General features: G+C 45.2%; 19 protein-coding genes and 1 other RNA gene. 14 read left to right on the forward strand and 6 right to left on the reverse strand.

The features are described from left to right. Nucleotides 1-39: 39 nt before the first annotated feature. Nucleotides 40-636 carry a Holliday junction resolvase RecU gene (recU, locus tag ACVC9U_RS07530; RefSeq protein WP_003182896.1) on the reverse strand — a complete coding sequence of 199 codons (597 nt, stop codon included), beginning with the start codon at nt 634-636 and terminating at the stop codon, nt 40-42. Nucleotides 637-689: 53 nt separating this feature from the next. Here recU and ACVC9U_RS07535 point away from each other — a divergent pair, with 53 nt between their 5' ends. After that, on the forward strand, nt 690-1,649 hold the full coding sequence (locus tag ACVC9U_RS07535) for a DUF2515 domain-containing protein (RefSeq protein ID WP_020451919.1): 960 nt from the start codon (nt 690-692) through the stop codon (nt 1,647-1,649). 29 nt (nt 1,650-1,678) lie between these two features. Here the strand turns inward: ACVC9U_RS07535 and sspM are convergent, their stop codons facing one another. Then, on the reverse strand, nt 1,679-1,783 hold the full coding sequence (sspM, locus tag ACVC9U_RS07540; protein ID WP_025811234.1) for an acid-soluble spore protein SspM: 105 nt from the start codon (nt 1,781-1,783) through the stop codon (nt 1,679-1,681). Nucleotides 1,784-1,982: 199 nt separating this feature from the next. Between sspM and ACVC9U_RS07545 the strand changes: the two genes are divergently transcribed. Both ACVC9U_RS07545 and ACVC9U_RS07550 read left to right on the forward strand, forming a co-directional pair. Further along, the gene (locus ACVC9U_RS07545) at nt 1,983-2,210 is read left to right on the forward strand and encodes a YppD family protein (protein WP_025811235.1); all 228 of its coding nucleotides are present in this window, start codon (nt 1,983-1,985) and stop codon (nt 2,208-2,210) included. 57 nt (nt 2,211-2,267) lie between these two features. Further along, nucleotides 2,268-2,639 (forward strand): YppE family protein, encoded by a 372-nt coding sequence (locus ACVC9U_RS07550; RefSeq protein WP_050820869.1) that lies wholly within the window; start codon nt 2,268-2,270, stop codon nt 2,637-2,639. A gap of 11 nt (nt 2,640-2,650) precedes the next feature. Here the strand turns inward: ACVC9U_RS07550 and ACVC9U_RS07555 are convergent, their stop codons facing one another. After that, nucleotides 2,651-4,081 (reverse strand): IS1182 family transposase, encoded by a 1,431-nt coding sequence (locus tag ACVC9U_RS07555; protein WP_016886315.1) that lies wholly within the window; start codon nt 4,079-4,081, stop codon nt 2,651-2,653. Nucleotides 4,082-4,220: 139 nt separating this feature from the next. Next, on the reverse strand, nt 4,221-4,421 hold the full coding sequence (locus ACVC9U_RS07560) for a YppF family protein (protein ID WP_011198064.1): 201 nt from the start codon (nt 4,419-4,421) through the stop codon (nt 4,221-4,223). 178 nt (nt 4,422-4,599) lie between these two features. Between ACVC9U_RS07560 and ACVC9U_RS07565 the strand changes: the two genes are divergently transcribed. Then, complete coding sequence (locus tag ACVC9U_RS07565; RefSeq protein WP_025811236.1) at nt 4,600-5,043, forward strand: YppG family protein; 444 nt, start codon at nt 4,600-4,602, stop codon at nt 5,041-5,043. Between the two features lie 18 nt (nt 5,044-5,061). Here the strand turns inward: ACVC9U_RS07565 and ACVC9U_RS07570 are convergent, their stop codons facing one another. Next, nucleotides 5,062-5,481 (reverse strand): Hsp20/alpha crystallin family protein, encoded by a 420-nt coding sequence (locus ACVC9U_RS07570; protein WP_025811237.1) that lies wholly within the window; start codon nt 5,479-5,481, stop codon nt 5,062-5,064. Nucleotides 5,482-5,656: 175 nt separating this feature from the next. Here ACVC9U_RS07570 and ACVC9U_RS07575 point away from each other — a divergent pair, with 175 nt between their 5' ends. The 8 genes from ACVC9U_RS07575 (at nt 5,657) to ACVC9U_RS07610 (ending at nt 13,107) form a co-directional block, all read left to right on the forward strand. After that, nucleotides 5,657-6,163, forward strand: coding sequence for a PTS sugar transporter subunit IIA (locus ACVC9U_RS07575; protein ID WP_025811238.1), 507 nt, complete (start codon nt 5,657-5,659; stop codon nt 6,161-6,163). A gap of 139 nt (nt 6,164-6,302) precedes the next feature. Continuing rightward, complete coding sequence (locus tag ACVC9U_RS07580) at nt 6,303-8,546, forward strand: DEAD/DEAH box helicase (protein WP_048350638.1); 2,244 nt, start codon at nt 6,303-6,305, stop codon at nt 8,544-8,546. 5 nt (nt 8,547-8,551) lie between these two features. After that, nucleotides 8,552-9,865 carry a ribonuclease H-like domain-containing protein gene (locus tag ACVC9U_RS07585; RefSeq protein WP_020451912.1) on the forward strand — a complete coding sequence of 438 codons (1,314 nt, stop codon included), beginning with the start codon at nt 8,552-8,554 and terminating at the stop codon, nt 9,863-9,865. A 241-nt stretch (nt 9,866-10,106) separates the two neighbouring features. Beyond that, nucleotides 10,107-10,376: a CotD family spore coat protein gene (locus ACVC9U_RS07590; protein ID WP_020451911.1), complete on the forward strand. Its 270-nt coding sequence runs from the start codon at nt 10,107-10,109 to the stop codon at nt 10,374-10,376. 116 nt (nt 10,377-10,492) lie between these two features. Continuing rightward, on the forward strand, nt 10,493-11,044 hold the full coding sequence (locus tag ACVC9U_RS07595) for an SLOG family protein (protein WP_025811241.1): 552 nt from the start codon (nt 10,493-10,495) through the stop codon (nt 11,042-11,044). Between the two features lie 80 nt (nt 11,045-11,124). After that, a complete protein-coding gene (gene gpsB / locus ACVC9U_RS07600) occupies nt 11,125-11,421 on the forward strand; it encodes a cell division regulator GpsB (protein ID WP_003182873.1) in 297 nt (98 codons plus the stop codon). A gap of 52 nt (nt 11,422-11,473) precedes the next feature. Beyond that, nucleotides 11,474-11,860, forward strand: an RNA gene (gene rnpB, locus ACVC9U_RS07605) — RNase P RNA component class B. A gap of 95 nt (nt 11,861-11,955) precedes the next feature. Next, on the forward strand, nt 11,956-13,107 hold the full coding sequence (locus ACVC9U_RS07610; RefSeq protein ID WP_075754157.1) for a THUMP domain-containing class I SAM-dependent RNA methyltransferase: 1,152 nt from the start codon (nt 11,956-11,958) through the stop codon (nt 13,105-13,107). Nucleotides 13,108-13,235: 128 nt separating this feature from the next. Here ACVC9U_RS07610 and ACVC9U_RS07615 read toward each other — a convergent pair whose 3' ends face one another. Beyond that, the gene (locus ACVC9U_RS07615; protein ID WP_441390457.1) at nt 13,236-13,652 is read right to left on the reverse strand and encodes a hypothetical protein; all 417 of its coding nucleotides are present in this window, start codon (nt 13,650-13,652) and stop codon (nt 13,236-13,238) included. 288 nt (nt 13,653-13,940) lie between these two features. On the opposite strand from ACVC9U_RS07615, the gene ACVC9U_RS07620 reads away from it, so the two are divergent. Both ACVC9U_RS07620 and ACVC9U_RS07625 read left to right on the forward strand, forming a co-directional pair. Then, the gene (locus tag ACVC9U_RS07620; RefSeq protein ID WP_164468300.1) at nt 13,941-14,117 is read left to right on the forward strand and encodes a hypothetical protein; all 177 of its coding nucleotides are present in this window, start codon (nt 13,941-13,943) and stop codon (nt 14,115-14,117) included. A 108-nt stretch (nt 14,118-14,225) separates the two neighbouring features. Further along, nucleotides 14,226-16,145 carry an ATP-dependent DNA helicase gene (locus tag ACVC9U_RS07625; protein WP_441390459.1) on the forward strand — a complete coding sequence of 640 codons (1,920 nt, stop codon included), beginning with the start codon at nt 14,226-14,228 and terminating at the stop codon, nt 16,143-16,145. The last annotated feature ends 71 nt before the right edge of the window (nt 16,146-16,216 follow it).

Raw genomic sequence — 16,216 nt, forward strand, 5'->3', positions numbered from 1 at the left:
AGTTAAACCTTTCCGCTCACATGACTTTAAAATCATAATTTATGATGGCGAAAAATACAACTGATCAATAATCTTAATATAATCAATTCTTGGCGAGTATCCAAGTGAAATGGGGTGAGCGGCTTCCTGAAGCTCGTCTTTTCGGATCGATTTTCTGCCGTTTTGTTTTTTCCGCTCCCAGAAATAAAATAATTTTTCTGCTTCCAAAAAATAAATTTCTTCAAAAGCGGATATGATAACAAAACAAATGCCGTCTTGCGCCACAACCTGCTTCATATGCTCGATCTGATGATCGTGGAAATTCTGAAGCGGGAAGGAGGTCCGGCTCTTCGTTTCTTTCGCTTCAAAATCGATGTAGCGGCCTTTATAAACCCCATTATAATCAGTAGTTGACGACTGCTTGAAATATGCTTCCTTGATCACCGCAGCGCTTCGCTTCGGATAATCGACCTGAACAATCTGTACAGGAGTCGGTTTTTTATGGATGACCGCAATCGAATGAGATTGATAATACATATTCGTTTCATTCAGGTCATCTTCGAGGGTCATGCCGCGATTGGAATACGACGGCTTCTTTTGCAAGGATGAGGCAGCTGTTTTCGGCTGATACGATTTGCCGTTCGGGTAACGAATCACTTTCTTCATCCTCCTTTTACAAAAAATCTGGATACTAACGGAAGTGGCTGATCTTGCACAACACTTTTTCCGCGGCGGAGCTGACGAGCCGCATTCAAGAGCTGACCGCAAAACTGAACAAGGACAATATCTCACGGACAAATGCCTACAAACGCTACTTTGACCGCCATCCTGAAATCAAGTGGTCGCTTTTGGCTTCATTTGTTTCCAGGAATGCCGGCTGGTCGATGACCGATTTAAAAGGACGTTTATTCGAGCTCGGACTTACGGCTTTTCAGCAAAAATGGCTGTTTTTAACGTATGAAAGAGCGAACTGGCTGATTTTTTCGGACGCCTATCCGCAGCTCCTGTTATACCATTGGTCCAAGCAGCTTGGCCAGCCGCTGTTTCATTTGCTCTCCTCATTTGGTGTGTCTTCATTTATGAAAACGGAGTGGGAGCGGTTCTGGCATGAGCGCGATCAAAAGCGGCTCATGTACGCTCTCATTATAAATGAACAAAACACTATCCAAACTCCTATTATACAAAATCCTTTGTTTAAAAAGAATGTTTTTCAGACGATTCCTTTTCAGCTATGTGAATGGTTTCACTTCAACACAGTGATTTTTCCGACGGTAGAAGGCGTTTTTTACGGTGTGTCTGTCAAACGCTTCACTAGTTTAAAGGAAAGGATCAAGCTCGGCAAGCAATTAAGCGAGCTGCTGTTTTCGCCTGAGCTTTTCCCCGGTTTTTTTCACTTTACATCATGTGTTCCGCATACCGGGTCGCGCTTTGATATGGAACGCTGGGCAGGGGTTAAAATCAGAACCTCGCCGTTTTTGAGAACGTGTTATCCCGTTGTTGCCCATTCATTAGACGGATTAAAATCCGATTGGTTTCGCGGAGGAAAGAGAGAGGCAATGTTCAAAGATGAAAAACTGCCGAAAACGATCGAAATCACCGATTGGTATTTTCAAAAAAGAAGGCAGCTGCAGGCATTGTTTTCGCTGGAGCATTGGCTGAATAAGAGGTAAAACAAAAAAGCAAGGGTTCTCCTTGCTTTTTAAGTGGACGGGCGGTTAGGTCCGCCTAATTTTTTATCCAGTGTGTCTGTTTGTTTAGCATCAGGTTTTGTTTTCGCAGGTGTTTTCTTTTTGTTGTTTTCCACAGCGGGCACCTCCTTACCTTTTTAGATTTTGCAAAAAAGCGCTGATCATACCATTTTTCGCAAGATCACTTGTCGAAAGCGGCGCGTTTGGCTGGAAAATGAGTTTCTTTGGCGGTTTGCTTCTAGTTTTGTCAGCTGCGGAGGAGAGGGGGCGCATAGGGGAGAATGCATAGAAGGCGATCAAAAAGGAGGGAAGCAAATGAACGGATTTGCAAGCAAAGACTCGGTCCTTCAAATGCTTTTGGAAACGGAATCAGACATGTCGTCTGCTGAGAAGGCTTTGACAGAAGCAGTACGCCGGGCGGAGTATGAAAATCGGGCTGGCTGGAACGAACGGCTCGATCTGATTGAAAAAGAACTGGCAGAGCTCTTGGCTTGTTTAAACAGCACGTTAATGGGAGTGGAGCCAAGAGGAGAGACGGCATAAGCCGGATTCGTTGTAACGGTCGTCTTCCTTTGGTACGATAAACCCGAGGTGAAAAAATTGGATACACAATCTCTTCTTGTACAGACACGGGAATTAATCCGCCTTGTAAAAGAAGCGGAAGAACGATACAGTAAGGGAAAAGAGGAAGGGACGGAATACGATTTTTTCGAGGTTGTCAAACCTTCTGTCGAGAGACTCGAACAAACAGTGAAAAGCTGGCTGGCGGAAAGCCTGCCTTATATCAAGGCCAATCGGCCAAAATACATTTATGAAGAACAGCTCAGCTCGGTGGAGGAAAATGCAAATGAAATTTTCATGCAGTCCTATTTTTGCAAAATCCATAAAAAACGCTTTAAAGATCTGACGGAATCCGTCCTCTATACGCTGAAAAACGTAGAAGACGATATATTAAAAGAAGACCGGGATTAGACCCGGTCTTCTCAGACCGTTGACAAAACAGGTCGGATTTTAAAAATCCGACCTGTTTTTGTCCATTTTATTCTATTATTTCGATCAGAAGGCTGGCGGTTAGGACCTTTCCAGGTCCAATTCGCCAGCTTTTTCAGATTCATGGCAGCGAAAACAAGCATCGCCTGCATGGACAATTTTTTCTTTCCCCGTAAGGTTGTCCAGCGCAAGCCATGCTTATGTTTTAAATCGGCAAAAACTCGTTCGATCGTCTCTTTACGTTTGGCATAGATTTGTTTATTCTCTTCCGTATGCCGAAGATGATCAGCTTCGTCTAAATGATCCTGCCAGATATGTCTGTGAATCATCTTTCGATGATCTCTACTTTCTGTACACGTATGTAGTAATGGACATTGTTTACATCGATTTGGATCTGAAGCATACTCTCGATAACCTTGCCGATTGGTTGTGCGATAGGAGAGAATATGGTCTTGCGGGCAGATATAGACATCATAAAATTCATCGTAAACATACTCGTGTTTTCTCATGAATCCTTTTTTGGTTTGCGGACGCGTGTAAGGCATAACAGGGCGAACGTTTTCTTCATGAAGAAATTTTGCGATAACCGGTGTTTTGTATCCGGCATCAACTGCGACCGTATGAGGCTTGGCGACGCGCTCTTTCACTTGTTGAAACAGGGTCGTGAACACTTGGCTGTCATGAATATTGGCAGGCTCAACAACCGTCCCCAGCACAAATCCGTTCCGGTCACAAGCTGTATGAAAACCATAAGCAAAAAGGCGTTCCCGTTCACCCTTTACAAAATAGCCGCTCTCAGGATCTGTTGTACTTTCTTTTATTTCTCGTTCTTCTGAGCATTGCCTGGGCTTTAAGGGCTTTTTGCCGTTGGCTTCGCGATCGGCATTAATTTCTTGATCTAACTGTTCCTGATAAGCTCTTGTTTCTTTTCTTACGATCTTTTTCACAAACTTTTTCTTATTGGCATTCGCTTTGACATGTGTGCTGTCGATGAAGGCAACCGAAGGATCGACGAGGCCGAGATCCATGGCCTGACGTAAAATCCTATAGAAGATTGTTTCAAATAGGTCTGTGTCATGAAAGCGACGTTCATAGTTTTTACTGAAGGTTGAAAAGTGAGGGATTTTTTCAGAGAATCCATATCCAATAAACCAGCGATAGGCTACATCAGTTTCGATTCGCTTAATGGTTTCGCGCATGGAGCGATGACCAAACACGTATTGAATGAGCACCATTTTAATCAGTACAACAGGATCAATACTTGGACGCCCTTTTGAAGAATAAAGAGGGGCAACTTTTTGATAAATAAATGAAAAATCAATGGCTTCTTCCATCTTCCTGACCAAATGGTCTTCAGGTACAAGCTCACTTAAGGCAACGACTTCAAGCTGTTCACGCTGATCTTTAGAGTGTTTGGTCAACATGGTAAAACCTCCAAAAATTAGATTCCACACACATTTTAACAAAAAAAGCTTGTCGATCAAGCCACTTTTTTGTGACTTTGTCGACAAGCTGAGAAGACCGGGATTAGACCCGGTCTTCTTTTTTATGAGGGCTGTTTGTTTAGCTGGCGTCCGTATTCATATCATAAGCAGGGTGCTGTGCGCCATTCGCTTCAAGAACTTTCATACTTGTGCGAAATTCGTTTAATGTCAGATGTCCCTGGATATACAAAAACTTGGCGAAATCCATCAGTTTGTTCATGCAGTCTGTCTCATACTGTTTCATCTCGGCAAAACAATTTCTTAAGTATGATACGTTCATATGGTGCATCCCCTCTCCTTTATATTAATAATATCGTACCATAACAATTCGACTTTTTTCTGTTTTTCAAATATTAAAATTTTCGACACTTTTTGACAAACTTGTGACAGAACCTTTGGAACGGGAAATGCTTTTATATCATACACATATAAAAAAGGGCTTTAGGAGGAGAGGAAAGATGGAAGAGAGGAGAACCGCCGTATATCCTTATTCCGGCCCCGGTGCGTATGTTCAAGCGGATCAGCAAAACCATCATGCCTATCATCCCGTTCAGCCGTACTACAGCCAGGAAACCGTCCCGTACGCTCATCCAGCTCAGCGGCCGCAGGCATATCAGCCGATCGAGCAGAATGTGGACCCGTTTTCAGTCTATCATCAGCCTGTTCAGCAGCAAATGCAGCCGCCGCTTCCGCCGTTTCAGGCATTTCCTTACCAGCATCCATATCCCTCGCCGCGGCCGAATCTCCACCAGCCATCACAGTTTCAAAGCTTTCTGTCGCAATTCAAAAAAAAGAACGGGCAGTTTGATTTCAGCAAAATGATGGACACCGCGGGCCAGATGGTGAGCACGGTCAACCAGGTCGGAGCGCTGGCCAAAGGGTTTATGGGATTCTTCAAATAAAAAAAGCATGGATGAAGGTCATTCATGCTTTTTTTGCTCCGGAAATGAGACCGTGAGGATATTTCGGTTCCACGACGTCTTCATTGTTTCTTCGCGGACGGGATATGGGAGCAGAACGGTTCTGGACAGGCTTGTAAATGATGAAGAACCGCCGTTTTCTTTTTTCTCCTTCAAGGCGACATGAAGATACCTCGATTTCGCTTCAATCATGATATCTCCGTTTTGAAACGATTCAGGAACGGCGATGTCGACGTGAAGCACCTCATTCTCCTCTCTGATGTTCATGGAAATGGTGGAATTCTGAAGCTGGTCTGATATCAGTTTTTGAAATGAATTTAAAATATCGTGGAAAGGTGAATTGTAAAATAACTGTTCAACCGCTTCTTGAATTTCGTCTTTCTTGCTGAGCGAGTGATTGTCGTTTTCCTTGAAATCCATTCTTCATCACCCCGGTTTTTTATTTTCAGCTTATGCAGGGGCTCTTGGTATGGTTATTCATTGATGGGAATTTGAAAGTGTGGTTAAATAGTGGGGAATCCAAAGATTTGATATTTAACCTGTTCCTCTTTTAATAGCCATCATAAAGAGGCGTTTTGAAAGGAGTCCAACTGTATTGCTGAAAAAATTATTCGGTATTGGTCAGAAACAAAATGAAGTGAAAGAAGAAACCGTTTTTTCACCGGTTGACGGACAAGTTTTGGAACTTTCAAAAGTCCCTGACCCCGTTTTCTCCCAAAAGATGATGGGTGACGGAATGGCTGTCGAGCCTTCCGGAGGCGAGATCGTATCACCTGTCGACGGGGAAGTGATCCAGCTGTTCCACACAAAACATGCCATCGGCATCCGTTCACTGTCCGGTGTGGAACTCTTGATTCATATCGGTCTGGAAACCGTAGCGATGGAAGGCGTTGGTTTTACAGCCCATGTCAAAGAAGGAGACAAAGTAAAAGTCGGCGATCCTTTAATAACGTGCGATTTGGAACTGATCAAGGAAAAAGCGAGCAGCACCATTACGCCGATCGTTATTATGAACGGCGATGTGTTGGAGCGCGTCACAAAACATGAAGAGGCAAAGGCGAAAAAAAGCGAGACAAAGCTCATGGAGCTTAAAGTTAAGTAACAGCAAAAAAGCAGAGAGCGATTCTCTGCTTTTTCCTTTTTCATTTTCTCAGGAAATCACCTCTTTCAGAACGAACGGACATTCGCTAAAATAGAAGGGAGAGGTGACAGCGTTGTTTCAAAAACGAAATTTGACAGATATGATTCAGCTTCTGAAAGAAGACCAAGCTTTCAGTAAGCAAATTGTTCATTGGCATACAATTGAGGAAAAAGAAGCGGATTACCGCGATTTTCCTGAAGGTTTAGATAAAAAAATCGTCCATGCTTTACAGCAGAGAGGGATAGAAAAGCTGTATTCCCATCAGGCTGACGCGTTTCTGCACAGCGCCGCCGGCAAAAACGTGACGCTTGTGACGCCCACGGCATCTGGGAAGACGCTTTGCTACAATCTGCCCGTCATTCAGCGGATCACAGAAGACCAGGATGCACGCAGCTTATATCTTTTTCCGACAAAGGCATTGTCGCAGGACCAAAAAAGCGAACTGAACGAATTAATCGATGAAATCGGTGCGTCGATCAACTGTTATACATATGACGGAGATACGTCGCCTTCGATCAGACAGAAAGTCAGAAAAGCAGGACATATCGTCATTACAAACCCGGATATGCTGCATTCGGCGATCTTGCCCCATCATACAAAATGGGTGTCATTGTTTGAAAATCTGAAATATATCGTCATCGATGAGCTTCACGTATACAGGGGAGTCTTTGGCAGCCATGTAGCCAATGTCATCAGAAGGCTGATGCGGATCGCTGAATTTTATGGAAGCAAGCCGCAGTTTATCTGTACATCCGCGACGATCGCCAATCCATTGGAGCTCGCTGAAACGCTCACAGGGCAGCCGATGCATCTGATTTCAAACAATGGCGCCCCGTCGGGAAGAAAGCATTTTTTATTTTACAACCCGCCGATGGTCAACCGTTCGCTTAACATCAGGAAAAGCGCGACCCTTGAAGTGAGAAAGCTCGCATCCGAATTTTTGAAAAACGGCATTCAGACAATTGTGTTTGCAAGAAGCAGAGTCCGGGTTGAAATTATATTGACATACTTGCAGGAAGTGATGAAACCGATTGTCGGCCCTAATTCGATTCAGGGGTACAGGGGCGGCTATCTGCCGAACGAGCGGCGCGTCATTGAAAAAGGCCTTCGCAGCGGGGACATTAAGGGCGTTGTCAGCACGAATGCGCTTGAGCTGGGCGTTGATATCGGACAGCTGCAGACATGCATCATGACCGGATATCCGGGAACGATCTCGAGCGCCTGGCAGCAGGCCGGCCGCGCCGGAAGAAGGCACAACGAAGCGCTGATTGTCATGGTGGCAAGTTCCGCCCCGCTCGATCAGTACATTGTACAGAATCCGGACTATTTCTTTAAACAAAATCCCGAGACTGCCGTCATTAATCCGGACAACCTGGTCATTCTTGTCGATCATATTAAATGCGCAGCCTTTGAACTGCCTTTCAAAAGAACGGACACATTCGGAGGTGCCGAAATCGAGGATATTCTTGACTACTTGGCAGAAGAAAGAGTCCTCCACTTAACCGGGAACACGTATCACTGGATGAATGACGCTTTTCCGGCGCACGGCATCAGCTTGAGGTCGGCTTCTCAGGAAAATGTTGTCATTATTGATCAGTCAAAGCGCGAGAAGGCGAAAGTGATCGGGGAAATGGACAGGTTCAGCGCCATGACGCTTCTGCACGATGAAGCCATTTATTTGCATCAAGGCATCCAATACCAGGTGGAAAAGCTTGACTGGGAGGAGAAAAAGGCGTTTGTCCGCGAGGTTCAAGTTGATTACTATACGGATGCCAATCTTGCCGTCCTATTGAGAGTTCTCGAAGTTGACAAGGAAAAAAAGACAGAAACCGCAGCGTTCGGTTTTGGGGATGTGACCGTTCAGGCAAAAGCGACGATTTTTAAGAAAATAAAATTTGAGACGCATGAAAATATCGGTTCAGGACCGATTCATCTGCCTGAAGAGGAACTGCATACCAATGCGGCTTGGGTGCAGGTGAACGATGACGAGCGGCAAAATTGGAACGATATCAAATTGGAAGAGGCTTTGCTTGGAACTGCAAACGTCCTGGGACATGTCGCCGCCTTAAAAGTGATGTGCGATCCGTCTGACCTGCACGTTTTTCCGCAAATTAAAGCCGTTCATAACGAAAAGCCGACGATCTTTTTGTATGATCGATATCCCGGCGGAGTGGGGCTGTCTCAGAAAGTGTATGAACAAATGCCTGAGATCATCAGTGAAGCGCATCGGCTGATTTCAAGATGTCCGTGTGAGTCAGGATGCCCTTCCTGCATAGGAGTGGGCGGCAGCGGCGATCAGACAAAAAACAATGCGCTGCGCCTTTTAAAAGGCTGGAAAGGTTGAGCGGAATGTCTTTAAAACGAAAACTTAACCGCTATAAGCATCACCTGGGAAATCAAGCGAAAGAAGAAAAAACGGATTCTCCGGCAGAAAAGCGGACTTCCGTGTCCGTCGGTTTTGAGAAAGAATGGGCCGAACTCGGTGTTAAACCGTATGTGTTTGAGGAATGCTATTGCCTGATCAGGGAAGTCGTTTATCCGTTGACACATGTTCATGGCCATTACGCATTTTCTGAGCTGCATGAGACGGTTCGGCACTGGAACAACAGCGCCGTTTCCCATTCACTTTCAAGCAAAGGGTATACACCGAGCCAGCTTTTTTTCTTTGATACGGAAACGACCGGTCTCGGAGGAGGAGCCGGCAATGCGATCTTTTTGCTCGGCCATGCACGGGTGTATGACGACTGCGTAGTTGTCAAACAGCATCTGCTGCCAAAGCCGGGGCACGAAGCCGCCCTCTATCACAGCTTCCTGAGTGAAGTCGATATTCAGTCTCTTGTCACCTACAACGGGAAAGCGTTCGACTGGCCTCAGGTGAAAACAAGGCACACGCTGATCCGCGACAGGGTCCCAAAGCTGCCGGATTTCGGCCACTTTGACCTGCTCCACGGATCCCGCCGCCTTTGGAAGCATAAATTTGACCGCGTCTCTTTGGGGACGGTGGAAAAGGAAGAGCTGGGTGTTGGAAGAACTGAAGATACGCCGGGCTACCTGGCGCCGATGATGTATTTTCATTTTTTAAAGGAGGAGCGCCCGGAAATCATTGAAGGCGTTTTGCGCCACAATGAGCTTGACGTGCTTTCTTTAATCTCTCTTTACATCCATTTATCGAAGAAAATCCTCGCCCCGGAGCAGACAGCAGAAGCAAACGAAAAGTACGCGATGGCAAAGTGGCTCCTCGCCAACCGGGAGACAGAGCTTGCGACAGCGCAATTGCAGGAGCTTGAAAAAAAGCCTTTCGAGCAGTCTGAACGCGCATCATTCGATTTATCCATGCAGTATAAAAAGCAAGGCATGCTAAAAGAAGCCGCATCCCTTTGGCTGAAGCTCCTAAATGGAAAAGACGGAAAAACCGCCTGGCGCGCAGGCATCGAACTTGCCAAATACCTTGAACATCGAAAGCGGGATATCCGGGCCGCCCTCGAGGTAACGGATAACCTGATGCTGCAGCACGGTTCACAAAAGTTTGAGCTGACCGAAAAAGAAGTGGCCGATCTTTTGAAACGGCGCGAGCGGCTGGAAAGGAAATTCGGACGAAATATTCCCCGGGCAAGCGCAGAAAACGACGGTCTTCGAAAGCCAAACATTTCAAGCATGTTATGAATTGTAGAAACCGATCGCTTCTTGTAAAATAACGTTAGAATGGTTTGAAGGGAGCGTCGATATGTATAAGGGGCTGTTTTATCTGTTTTTTGTCGTCGTACTGTTTATCGTATTGATCATGACGAATTTCAAGGAAAGCTTTATGGCTTACTTTTAAAATAGGTTTTTATATTAGTACATGTTTACCCCTTGCTTCATAGTTTAATAGTGTATATAGAAGCTTAAAGAAAGGGGAATTTTCATGCACTGTAAACCGCATGTAATGGCGCCGATTGTTCATCCTACTCAATGCTGCTACAACCATACGCAAAGCAAAACCGTCGTACCGCACATTCACCCGCAGCACACAACGAATGTCAACCATCAGCATTTTCAGCATGTTCATTACTTCCCGCAAACTCAATCAGCTGTCAACCAGGCATCACACCAGCACTTCGTGAGCCCTGGCGCAGGAATGATGCCCGGGCCTGGAGCGATGCCGGGACCTGGAATGGGTATGGGTCCTTACTAAAAAGGATTTTCGGAAGTTTTGTCAGGATGAACGAGCGCCGGATTGAACGTGAGCAACAGAATATCTTTTGAAAAAATGGGGCGGAATACGGCCCCTTTTTTTAGCAGGTGATTAACATGAAAGTATTGGCCGTTACAGGGTACAAGCCGTTTGAACTCGGGATTTTCAAACAGGATGACAAGGCCCTGTTCTACATAAAAAAAGCGCTTGAAAACCGACTGACCGCCCTGCTTGAGGAAGGCCTGGAATGGATCCTTATCTCAGGCCAGCTCGGCACGGAACTATGGGCGGCGGAAGTCGCGTTTTCGCTGCAGGAAGAATATCCCGACTTGAAAGTGGCGGTTATCACTCCGTTTTTGGAACAGGAAAAGAAGTGGAACGAGAAAAACCAAGAGCAGTATGAAGCTGTGCTCGCAGCCAGCGATTTCACTGAAAGCTTGACACACAGGCCGTACGAAAGCCCGGTCCAATTTAAACAAAAAAACCGGTTTTTCATCGAAAAGGCGGATGGCTTATTGATTCTGTACGACGAAGAAAGAGAAGGCTCGCCTGTGTATATGCTGAATGAAGCAAAAAAGGCTCAGGAAAAACGCGATTTTCCGATTTACACGATTACGATGGATGACCTGAGAGTCACCGTTGAAGAATGCAGCTTTTATGAAGAGTAAAAAGTGCAAGAGAAAATTTGACATTGCACACGTTTTCTGAAAAAATATAAGATGATGATTCACGATATGAGGTGAAAAAGATGCTTGCTGATAAAGTGAAGCTTTCTGCTAAAGAAATTTTGGAAAAAGAATTCAAAACAGGAGTCAGAGGCTACAAGCAGGAAGATGTTGACAAATTTTTGGACATGGTCATTAAAGACTATGAAGCCTTCCATCAGGAAATCGAAGAATTGCAGCAGGAAAACCTGCAGTTGAAAAAACAGCTTGAAGAAGCCAACAAGAGACAGCCGGCTCAATCAAATACGACCAATTTTGATATTCTAAAACGGCTTTCCAATTTGGAAAAACATGTGTTTGGAAGCAAATTATACGATTGATGAAAACCGCTTGCCCTTTAGAACAAACTAAGCTATAATAGTTGATGTCTTAACGTTCGGGTAATCGCTGCAGATTTTACATCTGTAGAGGAAAGTCCATGCTCGCACGGTGCTGAGATGCCCGTAGTGTTCGTGCCTAGCGAAGTCATAAGCTAGGGCAGCCTTGCAGAAGGCTGACGGCAGGAAAAAAGCCTACGTCCTTTATGGATATGGCTGAGTATCCTTGAAAGTGCCACAGTGACGAAGTCTCACTAGAAATGGTGAGAGTGGAACGCGGTAAACCCCTCGAGCGAGAAACCCAAATTTTGGTAGGGGAACCTTCTGGACGGAAATGAACGGAAAGAAGGACAGAGTTGACTCTGTAGATAGATGATTACCACCCGAGTACGAGGCTTAGCAGCCGACGGCAGTACGACGGAACAAAACATGGCTTACAGAACGTTACACACTATTATGATGATGACAATGTATAAGCTCTCCGCAGGTAGGAGAGCTTTTATCATGTAAAAAACATACATAAAAACAGGTGATATGATGAAAACCTATACATTAATTGCAACAGCGCCGATGGGAATTGAAGCGATCGTCGCCAAAGAGGTGCGAGATCTTGGATATGATTGTACGGTTGACAACGGCAAAGTCTTGTTTGAAGGCGATGCCCTCGCCATCTGCAGAGCCAATCTGTGGCTGAGAACCGCTGACAGGGTGAAAGTGCAGGTTGCCGAATTTACGGCCAAGACCTTTGACGAGTTATTCGGGAAGACAAAAGCGATCGACTGGAGCGCCTATCTTCCTGAACACGCCTCATTCCCTGTGACGGGAAAATCTGTTAAATCAGTGCTCGCAAGCGTGCCGGACTGCCAGCGTATCGTCAAAAAAGCGATCGCCGAGAAGCTGAAATCAGCGTATCAGACACAAGGCGGGTGGCTTGAGGAAACAGGCCCGGAATATAAAATCGAGGTCTCCCTTTTAAAAGACAAAGCGGTCATTACGCTTGATTCATCCGGAGCCGGTCTTCATAAACGGGGATACCGAACCGGCCAAGGGGAAGCGCCGCTGAAAGAAACCCTTGCTGCAGCATTGATTCTATTGACAAATTGGACGCCTGACAGACCTTTCGTCGATCCGTTTTGCGGTTCGGGCACGATACCGATCGAAGCGGCTTTGATCGGCCAAAATATCGCGCCGGGTTTCAACAGGGATTTTGCATCCGAAAGATGGGAATGGATCGGCAAAGAAGTGTGGGATCAAGCGAGGCTGGAAGTCGAAGACAAGGCGAATTATGATCAGCCTCTGTCAATTTCGGGGTATGACCTGGATCATCGTATGATCGAGATCGCCAAGGCGAATGCCGAGGAAGCGGGACTCGCCGATTTCATCGAATTTAAGCAAATGCAGGTAAAGGATTTTCGGACGAAAGAGGAATACGGCGTGATCGTCGGAAATCCGCCGTACGGGGAACGCCTCGGTGAAAAGAAAGCAGTCGAAGCCATGTATGAAGATATGGGCAAGGCATTTGCCGGACTTGATACGTGGTCTGTTTACATGCTGACATCAAACGAGCGTTTTGAAGAGTGCTACGGGAAAAAAGCGACAAAAAAACGGAAACTCTTTAACGGTTTTATTAAGACGGACTATTACCAGTATTGGGGGAAAAGGCCGCCAAAACCGAATAAAGAGAAGTGAAGCTAAAAGGCTGCCATGAAACGGCAGCCTTTTTTTCTTTCCATAGCTGGAAAGCCGCCAAACGGCGTTTTTAAATTCGCGCCCCTCAGGGTTTAATCCTTAAAAGCGCATGGCAAAACATCGATTCACTAGTAAATCCATGAATCATTTTTCTTTTTATAAGACGAATCATAGCATTTTTTGCGCGGCTCATAGTAGCAGTCTTTCTTGCAAGGTTTGTGGTAATCGTAGTCTTTTTTGCAATCATCATGGTAGTAATAATCGTAATCCTTCTTGCAAGGCTTGTGGTAATCGTAGTCTTTTTTGTAATCATCATGGTAGTAATAATCCTTTTTGCAATAATCGTAATCCTTCTTGTAAGGCTTGTGGTAATCGTAGTCTTTTTTGTAGTCATCATGGTAGTAATAATCCTTTTTGCAATAATCGTAATCCTTCTTGCAAGGCTCATGATAGTAAAAATCTTTTTTGCAATAATCGTGATCCTTTTTGTAAGGATCATAATCATAATCCCAATAATCTTTCTTTGCCGGTTCATAATAGTACATAAACTCTCCACCTTTAGTCTATAAATTTTTAAGTCCCTATAGGATATGATAGAAAAACGGAATAGACTGGGTTTATATAGTGGATAAAGCGCACATTGTCTAACACAGTCCTTGCTATCTGATGTTAAGCTTTTGTTTGACTGAAAAAAGGGTGGTTTGACCGCTGCGAAAACGGTCCGCCCTTTTTATTTAAAAGAGCAAAGAAAGAAAAAACATAAAATCAGCCTGTATAAAAACGATTCATCCTGCATATACTCGGGATTATTGATTTTGAAAAGGGGTGATTTCATGTTGAACAGCGATCACATTCAAATGATTCAAAAAGCGCTGGAGACGTCAGAAAATCAGCTCGAGGACATTGGCGAAGAGCGCCTTACATATGCGAAGGAAGAATTGAAAAACGCGATCAGCCATATGGAATCGACGGATCATCCGTTTTTGACGCATTCGATTTACCGGAAATAGTTGAGAGAGGCTTCCTGCTCCTTTTTTCAAATCTTTCTTGTTGAATTTCCCGAATCATAGTGATAGGATAGAAGTTCTGAAAACTCGATAGTTGGGGGTTGGAGCAGGGTGACAGCATCTCGTCTGCCTTTTTCATTAACAAAAACAAAAAACTTTTATGAAGAACTGAACAATTGGATCGGTGATGTATTTTACGATATTCTTCCTGAAAAAGGCTTTGATTTGCGCGATGAGCAAATATTCATGGCTTTTCAATTAGAGAGGGCATTTAAGGAAAAGAAGGTCATGTTTGCAGAAGCCGGAGTCGGATCCGGAAAAACGCTCGTCTATCTTCTGTTTGCCTTGAGCTATGCCAGGTATACGGGCAAGCCGGCGGTCATCGCTTGTGCGGATGAGACGCTGATCGAACAGCTCGTCAAAAAAGAAGGCGATATTTACAAAATTTCCGAGCATTTGGGCTTGACGATTGACGCAAGGCTCAGCAAATCGCATGATCAATATTTATGTTTGAAAAAACTGGAGAAAACGATGCAGCGCTCTGATGATGAGAAATGGCTTGACCTTTACGAAAGTCTGCCGTCTTTCGTTCACGAATCGCAGGGCATGCAGACTTTTTATCCATACGGCGACCGCAAAGAGTATTCGTCTTTATCAAATGATGAATGGTCTGAAATCGGTTACGATTCTTTTCAAGACTGTCTCACGTGTGATATGAGGCACCGCTGCGGACTCACACTGTCAAGAGACCATTATCGAAAATCAACCGATTTCATCATCTGTTCCCATGATTTCTATATGGAGCACGTTTGGACAGAAGAGGCGAGAAAACGGGAAGGCCAGCTTCCGCTTTTGCCGGAACACAGCGCTGTGGTTTTCGATGAAGGGCATCTGCTCGAGTTTGCGGCGCAAAACGCGCTGACGTACAGGGTGAAGCAATCGACGCTCGAAATGTTTCTCGAGCGCCTGCTCGGCAATGATATCAGAGAAGAATTTGCAGAGCTTGTCGAAGAAGCGCTTCGCGCCAACGACGAATTTTTCGGTTTGCTTTCGGAAAACGCCGAAAAAGCAGAAGGCTCTGAGCGCATGCGCATCAAAGATCATGCCAATCTGAAAAAAGCGGCCGCCGAGCTGTATGATTTGCTTGAAAAAATCGGGGAGGCGCTCGTTTTTGAAGGCGAGCTGTACACGATCGACCAATACGCTTTAACCGTTGTCGAGGAGTATCTCGAACAGATGGCTTACTCCCTTTCGCTCTACAGGAAAAATGCGATCAGCTGGCTTGAGCAAAAAGAGCTTGAGTCGACATTCGTCGTTATGCCGAGAACCGTCTCCGAAGTTCTCGGAGAAAAAGTGTTCTCCAAGCAGATTCCATTTATTTTCTCATCGGCGACATTATCGGAAAACGGATCGTTCGATTATTTGGCGACAAGCCTCGGAATCCGCGACTACTTATCATTTACCGTTGATTCGCCGTACGATTATGAAGAGCAGATGAAAGTGTACATCCATCGAATTGAGGAAAGAGAAGCGAAAGAAAAAGCGGCAATCCGTGCAATCAAAGAATCGGGCGGGAAGACGCTGATCCTGTTTCCGTCTTTTGAGGAGCTTCTGTCCTTCAAGCGCCGGACTGCACAGGAATCATTTTCGTTTCCTGTTTACTTTGAAGGGGATGAAGAAATCAGTACAATCGTTGAAAAGTTTCAAACGGTTGAAGAATCCGTTTTGTGCTCTGTGCATCTATGGGAAGGGCTCGATATTCCCGGAGATCCGCTGCAAAATGTCATCATCTGGTCGCTTCCTTTTCCGCCGCATGATCCTGTGTTTGAAGCGAAGCGGAGCGGTTTGGAAAACGCCTTTCGCGAAGTAGACCTCCCTTACATGCTGCTAAGGCTGCGCCAAGGCGTCGGACGTCTGATCAGATCAAACAGCGACTCCGGCACGATCAGCATTTTTGCGGGCGATGAGCAAGAATGGAATGTAATAAAAGAAGTCGAATCTGTGCTTCCTGTTCAGCCGGTCTATGTATAAAGAAAAGCGGACATTCCGCTTTTCTTTTTTTTGCCCGCATAAAAGTTGACTTTCGTAAATATTTCCATTAG

It is taken from the genome of Bacillus sp. GM2 (assembly GCF_056155945.1).